We start from the raw sequence: 15,840 nt of genomic DNA, 5'->3' as shown, positions 1-15,840 counted from the left end.
CCCACCAACGCCGGCGCCCCCGCACCCCCCCGCAACACCTGCACCACCGACCAACCGGTATGCGCACCCAACACCCGATCACACTCATCCAAAGCATCACGAAACACCTCGAAGGCGTCATACAACTGCAGGCCCATACCGGCCTGCTGCGACCCCTGACCGGGAAAGACGAACACCGTCCTGCCCGGCCCCTGCGCACTCACCCGCCCGTACACCACACCCGGATGAACACGCCCCTCGGCAACAGCCCCAACAGCCTCGGTCGTCTGCTCGACATCACCGACCGCCGGGTCCACGATCACCGCCCGATGCGCGAAATGCGTCCGCCCGACCGCCAGCCCATGCGCCACGGCCACCGCATCCACATCCGCATCCGTATCCGGACGATCGGCCAGATACCCGCCCAACCGCCGCGCCTGCTCCCGCAACACCTCCTCACTGCGCCCCGAAAGCGGCCACACCACCAACGACGACCCAGCGGAAACCCCACCGGCACCACCGGCACCGAGGCCATCGACGACCGGCGCCCCCTCCGAGACGACCGGCGGCTCCTCCAAGATGAGATGAGCGTTCGTCCCGCTGATACCGAACGACGACACCCCCGCACGCCTGGGCCGCCCGCCCCCCGGCCACACCCGCGCCTCGGTCAGCAGCGACACCGCCCCCTCGGACCAGTCCACATGCGGACTCGGCTCATCCACATGCAACGTCCTCGGCAACACCCCCCGCTCCATCGCCATCACCATCTTGATCACACCGCCCACGCCGGCGGCGGCCATGGTGTGACCGATGTTGGACTTCAGCGACCCCAGCCACAACGGCCGATCAGCCGGCCGGTCCTGCCCATAGGTGGCGAGGATCGCCTGCGCCTCGATCGGATCACCCAACCTGGTCCCGGTCCCGTGCGCCTCCACCGCGTCCACCTCCGCGGCGGCCAGCCCCGCCTCCGCCAGAGCGGCACGAATGACACGCTGCTGCGAAGGGCCGTTGGGAGCCGTCAGGCCGTTGGAAGCCCCGTCCTGGTTCACCGCCGTCCCCCGGATCACCGCCAGCACCGGGTGACCCAGGCGACGGGCGTCGGACAACCTCTCCAGCAGCAGCATCCCGGCGCCCTCGCCCCAGCCGGTCCCATCGGCCGCCGCGGCGAACGACTTACACCGCCCATCGGGTGCCAGCCCCCGCTGCCGCGCGAACTCCACGTACATCCCCGGGGTCGCCATGACCGTGACGCCGCCGGCCAGCGCCAGCTCGCACTCATCCCGGCGCAACGCCTGAACGGCCAGATGGATCGCCACCAGCGAGGAGGAGCACGCGGTGTCCACCGTGATCGCCGGCCCCTCCAAGCCCAGCGTGTACGCGATGCGGCCGGACGCCACACTGAGGGTGCTCCCGGTCAGCAGGTAGCCGTCGTGGCCCGCGGTCGGCTCGTGCAGGCGGGGGCCGTACTCGGAGGTCAGGGCTCCGACGAACACCCCCGTCGCGGTGCCGCGCAAGCCGGCCGGGTCGATGCCCGCGTGTTCGAGCGTCTCCCAGGCGACCTCCAGCAGCAGCCGCTGCTGCGGATCCATCCCCAACGCCTCACGGGGCGAGATACCGAAGAACTCCGCGTCGAATCCGTCCGCGTCGTGCAGGAACCCTCCCTCTCGCGCGTACGTGGTTCCGGCGTGATCAGGATCCGGATGGAACAGGGCGTCGAGGTCCCACTCCCGGTTGACGGGAAACGCCCCGAGCGCGTCCACCCCGTCCGCGACCAACCGCCCCAGATCCCGCGCCGAGCGCACCCCGCCCGGGTAACGGCAACCGATGCCCACGATGGCGATCGGTTCGCGTGCCCGGTCGGTCGAACGCTGACTGGCCTGCTTCAGCCGCTGGATCTCTTTCAGAGAGCGGCGCAGCGCCTCGACGAGTTCTTCGCCGGATGCCTTCATCTCAACTCTCCGATCCACCCGGCCACGAGGAATAGTCGTGGGCCAGTTCTAGAAGGTCGCGGGGGTCCATGGTGTCGATGTCGTCGGTGCTCGGAATTCGCACGGTGTCGTGTGCCGGTGAACCGTTGGCGAGGGCCAGCAACTGCTCCATCAGTCCGGTTTCACGTAGCCTCCACAGCGGAATGGCGGCGAGCGTGGCGCGTACGGCGCTCTCCTCCGGGTCGGCCTCGGCGGTGGGCCCGGCGACCGCGGCGTGCAGGTGGAGCGCGACCGCCTCCGGAGTCGGGTGGTCGAAGATGAGGCTGGAGGGAAGGCGCAGGCCGGTGGCGGTGTTGAGGCGGTTGCGAAGTTCGACCGCGGACAGGGAGTCGAAGCCGACCTCCTTGAACGCGCGGCGGACGTCGACGCCGGCGGAGTCGGCGTGCCCGAGGGTGGCGGCCACGTGATCTCGGACCATGTCGAGCAACAGGCCGCGCTGGGCGACCTCGGTCAGCCCGGCGAGCTGTTCGGCGAGCGAGACGGTGCCTGACGGAGCGGCGGCACCGGCGGTTCGCCTGGCCGGTGTGCGGACCAGCCCCCGCAGCAGCGGCGGCACGGTCCCCTCACGGGCCGCGGCGACCAGCGCCGCCCCGTCGAACTCCGTGAGCAGCAGGAACGGATCTCCGGTCGACAACGCCCTGTCGAACAGGGCGAGCCCGGACTCGGCGGTGAGGGGTTTGAGGCCCGAGCGGGTCATCCGCCGCAGGTCGGTGGCGGTGAGGCCCCCTGTCATGCCGCTGCTCTGTTCCCACAGTCCCCAGGCGAGGGAGAGGCCGGGCAGGCCAAGGGTGTGGCGGTGCCGGGCCAGGGCGTCGAGGTAGGCGTTGGCGGCGGCGTAGTTGGCCTGTCCGGGGCCGCCCAGCGTACCGAGGGCCGAGGAGAACATGACGAACGCGGTCAGGTCCTGATCGCGGGTGAGCTCGTGCAGGGTCCAGGCCGCCTGCGCCTTCGGACGCCACACCTCCTGAAACCGCTCCGAGGTCAGGGAGCCGATGACGCCGTCGCGCAACACGCCCGCGGCGTGGACCACCATGGTCAGTGCGCGTCCGGCGAGCAGGCCGGCCAGGGCATCGCGGTCGCCGATGTCGCATGCGACGATCTCCACCCGCGCGCCGAGTGCGCCGAGTTCCGCCGCCAGTTCCGAGGCCCCTTCGGCGTCCGGTCCGCGCCGGCTGGTCAGCAGGAGCCTGCGGGCGCCGTGCCGGCGGACGAGGTGCCGGGCCACGAACGAGCCCAGCGTCCCGGTTCCACCAGTGATCAGAACCGTGCCCTCCGGGTCGAACGGCGCGGGCACGGTGAGCACGATCTTCCCGACATGACGGGCCTGGCTCATGAACCGGAAGGCCCGCGGAGCCTGCCGGATGTCCCAGCAGGTCACCGGCAACGGCTGGAGCACTCCCCGCTCGAACAGCCCGACCAGCTCCACGAGCATCCGCTGAACATGATCGGGTTCCAGCCGCAACAGGTCGAACGCCTGGTAGGCGACGCCGGGATGGGCCTTGGCGATCTCATCGGGGTCGCGTAGGTCGGTCTTGCCCATCTCGATGAAACTGCCCCCGCGGGGCAGCAGGTCGAGGGAGGCGTCGACGAACTCCCGCGCCAGTGAGTTCAGCACCACATCCACACCGCGTCCCCCGGTGGCTCGCAGGAAACGCCGGGCGAAGGCCAGGTCCCGGGTGGAGGCGATCCGCCCGTCGTCCACCCCGAGGCCGCGCAGGACGTCCCGCTTGCCGTCGCTCGCGGTCGCGTAGACCTCCGCACCCAGATGCCGGGCCAGCTGGATCGCCGCCATGCCCACACCGCCGGCTCCCGCGTGAACCAGGAGCGATTCCCCCGGTTTCAGTCCGGCCAGGTCCACAAGCCCGTGGAACGCGGTCAGGAACACCACCGGCACCCCGGCCGCCCGCGCGAACGACCAGTCTCCCGGTATCCGGGCGACCAGGCGCCGATCCGTCACCGTCACCGGCCCGGCGCCGTTCGGGAACAACCCCATCACCCGGTCGCCCGGACGCACTCCGGTGACCTCCGCGCCGACCTCGACGACGACTCCGGCCCCCTCCCGGAGCACCCTGCGGTCGGCCAGCATGTCCAGCGCGATGAGCACGTCCCGGAAGTTCAGCCCGGCCGCCCGCAGCGCGACACGGACCTGCCCGGGCTCCAGCCCGCCGACCGACTCCGGGCAGTCGACCAGCGCCAGGGCGTCCAGTCCGCCCTGCTCGGTCACCTCCAGCCGCCAGCCGCTCCGCCCCGGCGGCACCAGCGCACCCCTCCGCGCCGGATACGGGACCACCCGTGCCGCCAGCAGCCGCCCCTCACGAACCGCGAGCTGGGACTCGCCTCCCGTCGACACGGTCCCGATCGCACCCGCCAGCGCGGCGTCCGACGCCTGACGTCCGTCCACGTCGATCAGCGCCAGCCGCTGCGGGTTCTCGGTCTGCGCGGTACGGACCAGCCCCCACACCGCGGCCGGCACGTCGCCGACAGTCTCGCCGTCAAACGCCGCGACCGCACCGCGTGTCACCACCACCAGCCGCGACCCGTCGAACCGCTCGTCGGCGAGCCAGCCCCGCACCAGGCTCAGCACGCTCTCGACACGGCCGGCGGCCGCGGCGGCGCTCTCCCAGTCCTTGCCCGCGTCCATCACGGCGACCACCACGCCAGGTCCGGCGGGAACCGGGTGGTCGTCGAGCCACGCGCGCAGCTGATCCAGACCGGCGAACCGTCGACCGGGCGGAAGGCCGGCGAGCGGCTCCGTCCCCGGGCGGTCCTGCCCGTCGGCGCCGAGCCGTACCACCCAGGTCGAGGTGGTGTTCAGCGGCGTCTCGACCGCGTCGACCGGCGTCCAGTCGAGCAGGTGCGTCCCCTCATGCCACTCACCGGCAACGGGACGGTCGAGAAGGTCCAGCTGCTCCGCGCGCACGGGCCGGAGCGTGAGCTCCTCCACCAGCGCGACCGGCGCCCCGCCGGGGTCGGCGCAGACCAGGCCGACGGCGTCGGCGGACGTAGGGGATACCCGGACGCGCAACGTCCGCGCCCCGGTGGCGAACAGGCGCACCCCGCTCCAGGAGAACGGCAGTCGTACGGCGCCGGCATCCGCGCCGGCCACCAGGATCGTCTGCAGGGCCGCGTCCAGCAGCGCCGGGTGAATTCCGTAGCCGTCGTCGGCCACCGGCTCGGGCAGCCGCACCTCGGCGAAGGTCTCCTCGCCCCGCCGCCAGACCGCGTGCACCCCCTGAAAAGCCGGCCCGTACCCGTATCCCCGCTCGGCCAGCCGCTCGTACGCCCCGTCGAGCGCCATCGGCGTCGCACCCGCGGGCGGCCACATCGCCAGGTGCTCCCCCTCGCCGGCGATCAGGGGTGCCAGCACTCCGGAGGCGTTCCGCGTCCACCGGTCCCCGTCCGCCGAGGCCCCGCCCCGGCGGGAATGGATCGTGAACGAGCGCCGTCCCTCATCGCCGGGTCCGGCGATGAGGAGTTGGACGGACACCTGCCCGCCCTCATCCGGTACCGCCAGCGGCGCCTCCAGGGTCAGCTCCTCGATCCCCCCGCAGCCCAGACGGTCCGCCGCGTGCAGAGCCAGTTCCGCGAACGCGGCACCCGGCAGCAGCACCCGGCCCAGCACCGCGTGATCGGCCAGCCACGGATGCGCGCTTCGCGACAACGAACCCGTGAAGACGACACCGGTGCCGTCGGCCATCTCCACCGCCGCGCCCAGCAACGGATGGTCCGCCGCGTCCACCCCTGCCCTCGTCACGTCGCCCGCCCCGAGGGCGGGGGGCAGCCAGTAGGACCGGCGCTGGAACGCGTACGTCGGCAGACCACGACGGCGTCCGGCTTCGAGGACCGGTATCCGGTCGACCGGCGCGCCGCTGACCCAGGCGTCGGCGAGCGAGGCGCTGAACCGCTCCGGCCCGCCCTCCTGGCGGCGTAGCGACTCGATGACCGCGACGGTGGCTCCCGCGTCGGCCGCGGTGTCCTCGATCGCACCGGTCAGCACCGGATGCGGGCCGACCTCGACGAAACGGTCGTGTCCATCCTGGATCAGGGTGCGGATCGTACGCTCGAACTCCACACCGTGGCGTAGGTTGCGGTACCAGTAGCCCGCGTCCAGTCCCGCGGTGTCCAGCGCCTCGCCTGTGACGGTGGAGTAGAACGGGATCCGTCCCGCCCGTGGCGCTGTCGCGGCGAGCGCTTCGAGGATCGGCTCACGAAGAGCCTCCACGTGCGGGCAGTGCGAGGCGTAGTCCACCGCGACCCTCCGGGCCTGCGCCCCCCTGGCCCGGTAGACGGCCATGATCTCCTCGACCGCGTCCGGGTCCCCCGCCACCACGGTGGCGGCCGGGCCGTTGACCGCGGCCACCGACAGACGCCCTCGCCGACCGGCCAGTTCCTCGCGGACACGATCGGCCGGCACACCCAGGAACGCCATGCCGCCGGTACCGGCGAGCGCGGTCAGGGCCCGGCTGCGCAGCGCGACGACACGTGCGGCGTCCGCCAGGGACAGGGCTCCCGCGACACACGCCGCGGCGATCTCCCCCTGGGAGTGGCCGACGACCGCGTCCGGGCGAACGCCATGGGCCTCCCAGTTCCGGGCCAAGGACACCATGACGGCGAACAGAGCGGGCTGCACGACGTCCACCCGGGCCAGAGCGCCGGCGTCGCGGAGCACCTCGTGCAGGTCCCACGGAACGTGCGGAGCCAGGGCGTCCGCGCACTCGGCGAGCGCCTCGGCGAAGACCGGTGAGTGTTCGGCCAGCTCGACGGCCATGCCCGCCCACTGAGAGCCCTGCCCGGGAAAGACGAACACGGTCCTGCCGTGGGCGGGCACGCCCCGGGAGACGTTGGGGGCCGCGACTCCCTCGGCCAGCGCGGTCAGGCCGGAGAGGAAGTCCGCGTGTTCGCCTCCCGTCACCGCCGCGCGATGCTCGAACACGGCGCGGGTGGTGGCCAGGCTGTAGGCCACGTCGACCGGCCGCGGTTCCGGATCGGCCCGGACGAACTCCGCCAGTCGAGCGGCCTGCGCGCGCAGCGCCCCCTCGGACCTCGCCGACAGGAGCCAGGGCAGCGCGCGACGCTCCACCGTGCCCGCGTCCGTGGAGTCGGCCGCCGTGGGTTCGGCGACCGACGGCGGCTCCTCCAAGATGAGGTGCGCGTTCGTGCCGCTGATCCCGAAGGACGACACCGCCGCCCGCCGCGGCCGCCCGTACGGGAGCCACGGCCGCGGTTCGGTGAGCAGCGACACCGCCCCGCCCGCCCAGTCGACGTGCGGGCTTGGCTCGTCGACGTTCAGGGTCTTGGGCAGGACGCGACGCTCCATCGCCATGACCATCTTGATCACACCGCCGACCCCGGCCGCGGCCTGGGTGTGGCCGATGTTGGACTTCATCGACCCCAGCCACAGCGGCCGATCGACCGGCCGGTTCCGGCCATAGGTGGCGATGATGGCCTGGGCCTCGATCGGGTCGCCCACGGTGGTACCGGTGCCGTGGGCCTCCACCGCGTCCACGTCGCCTTCGCCGAGCCCGGCGGCCGTCAGCGCCTGCCTGATCACACGCTGCTGTGACAACCCGTTCGGCGCGGTCAGGCCGTTGCTCGCGCCGTCCTGGTTCACCGCCGACCCCCGGATCACCGCGAGCACCCGGTGACCCAGACGCCGGGCATCGGACAGGCGCTCCATGAGCACGAGAGCGGCGCCCTCCCCCCAGGCGGTGCCGTCGGCCGCCGCGGCGAAGGGCTTGCACCGGCCGTCGTGGGAAAGCCCCCGCTGCATGCTGAACTCGACGAACAATCCGGGGCTGGACAGGACGGCGGCACCACCGGCCAGTGCCATCGAGCATTCGCCCTGACGCAGGGCCTGGGCTGCGAGGTGCATGGCGACCAGGGAGGAGGAGCAGGCCGTGTCGACCGTGATGCTCGGGCCTTCGAAGGCGAACGTGTGCGCGATCCGCCCGGACGCGACGCTGGGCGAGTTCCCGGTCAGCAGGTAGCCGTTGTGGCCGTCCGCCGGTTCGTACAGGCGCGGGCCGTACTCCTGGGCTCCGGCGCCGACGAACACCCCGACGGGGGCGCCGCGCAGCGTGGCCGGATCGATGCCGGGCCGTTCGAACGCCTCCCAGGCGACCTCCAGCAGCAGCCGCTGCTGGGGATCCATCGCGGCGGCCTCGCGGGGGCCGATCCCGAAGAAGTCGGCGTCGAAGGCGGCGGCGTCGAGGAAACCGCCTCGCCGGACGTAGGTCCGGCCCGGCACTCCCGGCCGCGGGTCGTACAGCCGGCTCAGGTCCCATCCTCGGTCGGTCGGGAACGGCCCCGTCGCGTCGACCTCGTCCGCCACCAGCCGCCACAGGTCCTCCGGTGAACCGACACCGCCCGGATAACGGCAGGCCATTCCGATGATCGCGATCGGTTCGCCGGCTCTGACCTCCGCGTCCTCCTCGCGCGCCGCTCCCGTGCGGCCGTCGCCCCACACCGCCTCACCGAGGTGGCGGGCGAGCGCTTCGGGGGTGGGGTGGGCGTAGACGAGCGTGGCATCGCGTCGCAACCCGGCCGCGTCGGTCAGCCTGTTGCCGAGTTCGACCGCCATGAGCGAGTCGAACCCCAGGTCCTTGAACATCCGCCCGGGCTCGACGGCGTCCGGACCGGCATGGCCCATGACCGCCGCGGCGTGTGCCCGCACGAACTCCAGCAGGACCCGCGGCCGCTCCTCCGTGTTCGCCGCGGTCAGCCTGCCGGAGAGCGACGAGGTCTCCGTCCTGGGAACGCCCGGCGTCCGATCGACCGGCCGGGACTCGCCGGCCCCGTTCTCCGCGGCCCCGTTCTCCGCGGCCACGGCGCGGACGGGCCGCGCCGCCTCGCCGGGCCAGTACGACCGACGCTGGAAGGCATAGGTCGGCAGGTGGACCCGCCGGCCGGCGGTGAGTGTGGTGGTCCAGTCGACCGGTGCGCCGCTGACGTGAGCGTGGGCGAGTGAGGTCCGGAAGCGGGCGGAGCCGCCGTCGTCGCGACGCAGCGAGTCGATGACGGCGACAGGGGAATCCGCGTCGGCGGCCGTGTCCATGATCGCGGTGGTCAGTACGGGGTGCGGGCTGATCTCGATGAAGCGGTGGTATCCCGCGGCCAGCAGACCGCGAACCGCGCGTTCGAAGTCGACCGGCCGGCGAAGGTTCCGATACCAGTAGCCGGCGTCGAGCCCGGCGGTATCCATGACCTCGCCGGTGACGGTCGAATGGAAAGGGACCCGGCCGGAAGACGACTTGATCGAACCGAGCCCGTCGAGGATCGGCTCCCGCAGCACCTCCACATGTGCGCAGTGGGAGGCGTAGTCGACCGCGATGACCCGCGCGTGGACTCCCCTGGCCTGCAGGTCCGCCACCATCCCGGCGACGGCGTCGGCGTCTCCGGACACGACGGTCGCGGCGGGGCCGTTGACGGCGGCGACGGCCAGACGCCCGCGCCGACCGGCCAACTCGCCGCGGACCTCGTCGGCGGGGAGCCCCAGGAACGCCATCCCGCCCGTACCGGCGAGGCGGGTGAGGGCCCGGCTGCGCAGGGCCACGATCCGGGCGGCGTCCGCCAGGCTCACCGCACCGGCGACGCAGGCCGCGGCGATCTCACCCTGGGAATGCCCGACCACGGCCTCGGGGCGCACCCCGTGCGCCTCCCAGTGCCGGGCGAGGGAGACCATCACCGCGAACAGGGCGGGCTGCACGACCTCGACGGACCGGAGAGCGGCGGGATCACGGAGCGCCTCGCCGAGGTTCCAGCGAACATGCGGAGCCAGTGCCTCGGCGCACTCGTCGAGCGCCCCGGCGAACACGGCGGAGGCTTCGGAGAGTTCGACGGCCATGCCGGCCCACTGGGACCCCTGGCCGGGGAAGACGAACACGGTCCTGCCGGGCACGGGCGTGCCCCGCACCAGGTTGGGCGTCGCGGTGTCCCCGGCCAGCGCGGTCAGGCCCCGGAGAAGGTCGCCGCGCTCGCTCCCCAGCACCACCGCCCGATGCTCGAAGGCGGTGCGCGTGGTCGCGAGGCTGTAGCCCAAATCCACCGGACGCAGCCCGGGATCGGCCTCGACGCGCTCCACCAGCCGGGCGGCCTGCGCGGCCAACGCCGCCTCCGAGCGGCCCGAGACCACCCAGGGCACCACCTCCGGGCCGCCGGGGTCCTCCACGAGGCCGGCCGACGAGGGCTCGGCGACCGGCGGCGCCTCCTCCACGATCACATGCGCGTTGCTGCCCCCCATCCCGAACGAGCTGACACCGGCGATCAGGGGCCGATCCGGATGAGGCCAGGGACCCGAAGCCGTCCGCACGCGCAGGTTCAGTTCGTCGAGCGGGATGGCCGGAGAAGGCGATGTGAAGTTCAAGCTCGCCGGCAACGTCCGCGCCTCGATGCTCAGCGCGACTTTGAGCAGGCCCACGATTCCGGCGGCCGCCTCCAGATGACCGACATTCGTCTTGACGGACCCGACGACGAGCGGGCTGTCCGCCGGGTGAAAGGCGCCTACCGCCGAACCGAGGGCGGCGGCCTCGATCGGATCGCCACGCCTGGTCCCGGTGCCGTGCAACTCCACGTACTGCACCTGCACGGGCGAGACACCGGCCCGCGCGCACGCGCGCCGCACCACGTCCGCCTGGGCGTCGGCGTCGGGCACGGTCAGCCCGCCGGTGGCACCGTCGTTGTTCACCGCGCTGCCCCGGATCACGCAGTAGATCCGGTCCTCGTCCGCCAACGCGCGGGCCAGCGGCTTGAGCACGACGACGACCCCGCCCTCGCCGCGTACGAACCCGTTGGCGCGGGCGTCGAAGGTGAAACAACGGCCATCCGCGGACAGGCCGCCGAACCTCGCCGCGGCCAGGGTCCCCTCCGGCAGGATGCCGAGGTTCACCCCGCCCACCAGCGCGAGAGCCGACTCCCCGCTCCGCAGGCTCTCGACCGCCAGATGGACGGCGACCAGGGACGAGGCCTGCGCGGCGTCCACCGTCATGCTGGGGCCCCGCAACCCCAGGGCGTACGACACGCGGTTGGCGATGAGGCCCCGGTTCAGCCCCGTCAGGGTGTGCTGGGAGATGGCGGCGGTTCCCCGCCGATCCAGCAGCCGGGCGTACTCATCCCCTGTCGCCCCGACGAAGACCGCCGTCCGGCTACCGGCCAGGGACGCGGGGAGGATGCCCCCGTCTTCGAGCGCCTCCCACGCCAGCTCCAGCGTCAACCGCTGCTGGGGATCCATGGCGACGGCCTCGCGGGGCGAGATCCCGAAAAAGCCCGCGTCGAACTCGGCGACCGCGTCGAGGAATCCACCGCGCCGGACACCCGCGTCATCTCCCGGCTCGATGTCCCACCGGCCCTCGGGCACGGGCGTCAGTGCGTCCACCCCGTCCCGGAGCAACCGCCAGAACGCCTCCGGATTCGGCGCCTGGGGGAGTCGGCAGGACACTCCGACGATCGCGATCGGCTCATCGGAACTGCTCGTTGGATCGTGTGCCGTCTCGTCGGCGCGCACAGGAGATGGTCCTTCCGCAGGGTAGGCAGACGTATGAATCCGAGACGCGTCGCATGCTCAGCCGTGGGACGTCGTTCAGGGGTGCACGCCTGGAGTACGGCCACATGAGGAGCCGGAGACAGTGGGGCCTTCGCCGGAGATGTGAGACGCCGCCACAGGAGTGCGAAAGCCGCTCGGCGCCCGTCCCGCCGTGTCAACGGGAGGAGCGGATCGACGACAGCCGGTGGAAGGGGAACGCCCGCGCAGATGCCCCGCGGATACCGCCTGACCACGGCAGGGACGAGACGACGGCGTCGCGTCGGTCGCGGTCGAGCCGGTCGACGTTCGGGGCCATGCCACCGGTGACGGCGGCGGGCTAGCCGTCGTCGAGCCGGTGAGCGGTCATGTCGAAGTCGGTCATCTCGGAGGAGCCCTTTCCCCGATTGGAATGTGCTCGCTTAAGATCACAGAGGCCACTTGTGAAACTCTTGGGGATCACTGTGATCGCCCAGCTCAGCAAAGCCGGTACCGAGGCCGTACCGTCCGCCGCACGCCGCCGGGTTCGCACGCCACCCGTGCCCGGCGACGCCGTACGAGTCGCGTGCCCCGGATGTACTTCCCGCGCTTCCACATCGCTCATCGACATGCGCGGGGCACCGTCGCGGAGGACGGTGTCCCGTGGCGCGGACGGAGGGTCTCGGCGTGCGCTTCGGTGGCGGAACGGGGCATCGCGCGCGAAGACATCGGCCAGAAGGACCCCGTTCGGCAGGACCTTGGCCCCTAGTGAGCGTAGGGGGTTCGAGATGGGATAGGGCGGCGGAGAACACGTTGACCGCAGCGCCCAACGGAACGAGCCGATGCGACGAGGACGGATGAGATGAGCACTGACGGCGTCGATCGAAGAGCATCAGGCGAGGCCGGCCACCGACCGGCGTTGATGCTGACGGTGGCCACCGTGGGGTTCGCGGTGAACTTCTGGGCGTGGGCGCTGCTCAGCCCGCTGGGACCGCGCTTCAAGGACCTGCTGAGCCTGTCCGCCTCCCAGCAGGCGCTGCTGGTCGCGGTCCCGGTGATCGTCGGCTCGCTGGGCCGCATTCCCGTCGGCGCGCTCACCGACCGCTTCGGCGGCCGCGTGATGTTCCCGCTGGTCTCCGCCGCCACCATCGTCCCGGTCCTGTTCATCGGCGTGGCCGGGCAGGGCTCGCTGACCGCGCTGCTGGTCGGCGGGTTCTTCCTGGGCATCGGCGGGACGGCGTTCGCCGTCGGCGTGCCCTTCGTGGGCGCCTGGTTCCCGCCCGAGCGGCGCGGCCTGGCCATCGGCGTCTTCGGCGCGGGCATGGGCGGCACCGCGATCAGCGCCCTGACCACGGTCAAGCTGGTCAAGGCCGACGGCGCGGCCACCCCGTTCCTGCTCACCGCCGCAGGCCTGGCCGTCTACACCGTCGTGGCGTGGTTCACGCTGCGCGACGCACCGGGCCGCACGGTCCCCACCCAGCCGCTCGCCGCGCGCCTGGCCGCCACCGCGAAACTGCCGATCGCCTGGCAGGCGTGCATCCTGTACGCGGTGGCCTTCGGCGGGTATGTGGCGTTCTCGGTGTACCTGCCGGCCTACCTGCAGACCGCCTACGTGCTGGAACAGGCCGACGCCGCCAACCGGATGGCCGGGTTCGTGGTCCTGGCGGTCCTGATGCGTCCGGTCGGAGGCTGGCTGTCGGACAGGATCGGGCCGCTGCCCGTGCTGGTCGCCGTCTTCGCCGTGGTCGCCGTCTGCGCCACGATCCAGGCCCTCACCCTGGCCCTGATGCCGGTGGGCACGATCGCGTTCCTGACCATGGCCGCGGCGCTGGGCGCGGGCAGCGGCGCCGTCTTCGCGCTGGTCGCGCAGGTCGCTCCGGCCGACAAGGTGGGCTCGGTCACCGGTCTGGTCGGCGCCGCCGGCGGCCTGGGCGGGTTCGTGCCGCCGCTGGTGATGGGCCTCATCTACGGCCGGCTCGGCTCCTACGGCCTGGGCCTGGCGTTGCTTGCCGTGGTCTCGCTGCTGACGGTGCTGCTGACGGTGACCGTGGTCCGTGCCACGGCCCGGCCGCGCGCGGCCCAGCCGCTGACACCGTAGCGGCGACCCCAGGGACCCGCGATGAAAGGTGCCGGCCGCCGATGAGCCTCGGCACGAGCGGACAGGTCCCCGGCGCCCGGCGCCGGGGACCTGTCACGGGACTTTCGCCTCTAATCGCCGAAGCAGGCGTTCCGGCAAGCTGGGGAGTATGACACTCGACTCGGCCGGCCCGCAGGTGCTCTCCCACGAGAAGTGCATGCACCTGTTGGCCTCCTGCCCGATCGGGCGGATTGTCTTCACCGATCGCGCCCTGCCGGCGGTGCAGCCGGTGAACTTCTGTCTCGACGGCGACGACATCGTCATCCGTACGACGGTCGGCTCCAAGCTGGCCGCCGCCACCCGCCAGGCCATCGTGGCTTTTGAGATCGACGACTTCGACCTCGAACAACGCACCGGCTGGTCGGTCACGGTCGTGGGGTATGCCCGGGCCGTTGACGATCCCCAGGAGATGGCCCGGCTGGCCGAGCTGCCACTGACGCCGTGGGCTCCGGGCAGCCGCGACCACTTCGTCGTCATCACCGCCAAGCAGGTCTCCGGCCGACGGCTGCGGCAGCTCGGCTGACCTTCTTGCCCGAGGGGATGCTCGCCGATCATTTCGCGCGGGGTGCGGCGCTCCTCTCGTCCCGGCCGGTGCCGAGGATGTGGCCGACGACGTCGGCGGCCGTGTGGTCCTCCGGCAGCGCCCCCAGGAAACCGAAGTCGGTGCCGAGGGTCAGCAGGGGCGGCTCGACGTAGCCGTCCGCGCGGTGCCGGCCGAGACCGATGGCGCTGAACAGGCCGTTGCACAGGCAGCGGCGGCCCTCGGCGTCCTCGGCGGGCCCGCCTTTGCGGACGTAGGCGGCGACGGGCTCGGCCGGGCAGCGGTAGCCGACGGTACCGTCGGTCTTGAGGTACGGCGTGCGCAGGTGCCCCAGGTCGCACAGGCGGGGACGGGCGGTGTAGACCGCGTCGTCGGACAGGGTCCCGTCCACCGATGCGATCTTGAAGGGAAACCCTGCCGGGGAGGCGCGCGGGTCGTTGCGCACCGTCAGAGCGCCGGCCGCGGCCTCGTCCAGCAGGTGCCGCCGGAGCCGAGTGTCCAGGCCTGACTCCCGGCACAGCGCGAAGGCGGTGCCGACCTGGATGCCGGTGGCGCCGCTCCGCAGCGCCCGGTCCAGCCCGCCGGGACCGGCGTGGCCGCCGGCCAGCCAGAACGGCAGCCCCAGCGCGGCGATCTTGCCGGTGTCGGGCAGGTCGCGGGGCCCGTAGAGGGGTTCGCCGCTCTCGTCCAGGCGCATCCTGCCGCGCGGCGGGGCGCTGTGCCCGCCGGCCGCGGGGCTTTCCAGCACGAACCCGTCGGGCCGGGTCTCGGGACGGCGTGCCAGGTAGGCGGCCAGGACGTCGGAGGAGACGATGGCCAGCAGGCGGGGCCTGCGCAGCGGCGGCAGGCGGGTCCCGGCGAGCAGGCCGGCCGGGTCGATCCCCACGGTGTGGCGCTGCTCGGAGGCCGCGCCGGCGACCGTGACCGACACCTCACCGGCCCGGTGCTCGGCCAGCGCGTCCAGCAGCTGGGGGATCTGCGAGGGGATGCCCGCGCCCATGAGCACGTAGTCGGCTCCGGCGAGCATCGCGCCGTACAGCGCGGCGGGCGTGGCCATCTGGATCTTCTCCAGGTAGTTGACGCCGATCGGGCCGTCGTGGCCCTGCCTGGCCAGGTGGACCTCGGCGAAGTTGGCGGCGACGGTCAGCTCCGCGCGGTCACGGTGCGGTCGCAGGCCCAGCCGCGGCACCGGCCGGTACGGCGTTCCCGGGGCGATGCCGCCGGGCACGTGGTAGCGGGCCAGGATCCGCTCGGCGATGCCGGGCAGCGGCAGGGCGGCCAGGGCGCGGCGCAGCTCGCCGCCGGGATCGCCGAGTTGCAGCCGCCGGGCGAGTACGACGTCGAGCGCGACCCCGGACACCACGCCGAGCTGGCCGGTCCGGGCCACGGCCCGCGCCAGCCGCCACCCGGACACGGCCACCCCCATCCCGCCCTGGATGATCGAAGGGAGCCCGGTCGGAGGTGCGGCGGGCGTCTCGGTGCTGGTCAAAGGGAACCCCTCCTGCTCATCCGGGGCGTGACCCGTTCGGGCCCGGTCCCAGGAAGACGGCATCCAAAGGATTCAACCGGGCGGGCGCGACGGCGCCGTAGTGACCAAAGTCCCGAAGGCGGAGGCCGCCGGTCACATGCACGCTTCTTCGGACGCCGCCCGGCCGTCGCCCGGCGGGACCGAGCACGAGGTGGAGATCCGGGGCGTGGCTGT

The 15,840-nt window shown here is 72.7% G+C and carries 5 protein-coding genes; 2 read left to right on the top strand and 3 right to left on the bottom strand.

Going from position 1 to position 15,840, the window contains the following annotated elements; genetic code table 11:
• Together AB0J58_RS28295 and AB0J58_RS28290 are read right to left on the bottom strand one after the other, a co-directional pair.
• The coding region (locus tag AB0J58_RS28295) for a type I polyketide synthase (RefSeq protein ID WP_364221033.1) at positions 1–1,928 on the bottom strand (1,928 nt) is incomplete at its 3' end.
• A 1-nt stretch (position 1,929) separates the two neighbouring features.
• Entirely contained in the window at positions 1,930–11,466 is a 9,537-nt protein-coding gene (locus AB0J58_RS28290) for a type I polyketide synthase (RefSeq protein WP_364221030.1), read from the bottom strand.
• An 856-nt stretch (positions 11,467–12,322) separates the two neighbouring features.
• Between AB0J58_RS28290 and AB0J58_RS28285 the strand changes: the two genes are divergently transcribed.
• Together AB0J58_RS28285 and AB0J58_RS28280 are read left to right on the top strand one after the other, a co-directional pair.
• Entirely contained in the window at positions 12,323–13,558 is a 1,236-nt protein-coding gene (locus tag AB0J58_RS28285) for an MFS transporter (protein WP_364221027.1), read from the top strand.
• A 148-nt stretch (positions 13,559–13,706) separates the two neighbouring features.
• Positions 13,707–14,120, top strand: coding sequence for a pyridoxamine 5'-phosphate oxidase family protein (locus tag AB0J58_RS28280; RefSeq protein ID WP_364221024.1), 414 nt, complete (start codon positions 13,707–13,709; stop codon positions 14,118–14,120).
• Positions 14,121–14,148: 28 nt separating this feature from the next.
• Here AB0J58_RS28280 and AB0J58_RS28275 read toward each other — a convergent pair whose 3' ends face one another.
• Positions 14,149–15,627 (bottom strand): nitronate monooxygenase, encoded by a 1,479-nt coding sequence (locus tag AB0J58_RS28275; protein ID WP_364221022.1) that lies wholly within the window; start codon positions 15,625–15,627, stop codon positions 14,149–14,151.
• Positions 15,628–15,840: the final 213 nt, after the last annotated feature.

Source organism: Streptosporangium sp. NPDC049644 (assembly GCF_040675205.1).
Classification (GTDB): Bacteria; Actinomycetota; Actinomycetes; order Streptosporangiales; family Streptosporangiaceae; genus Streptosporangium; species Streptosporangium fukuiense.
Note: the sequence above shows the minus strand (reverse complement) of the source record. Positions and strands in the feature narration are given on the sequence as shown.

Bases quoted from the DNA above. Each gene is read 5' to 3' on its own strand.
- AB0J58_RS28280 (WP_364221024.1), top strand. From the start codon at position 13,707: ATGACACTCGACTCGGCCGGCCCGCAGGTGCTCTCCCACGAGAAGTGC.
- AB0J58_RS28285 (WP_364221027.1), top strand. From the start codon at position 12,323: ATGAGCACTGACGGCGTCGATCGAAGAGCATCAGGCGAGGCCGGCCAC.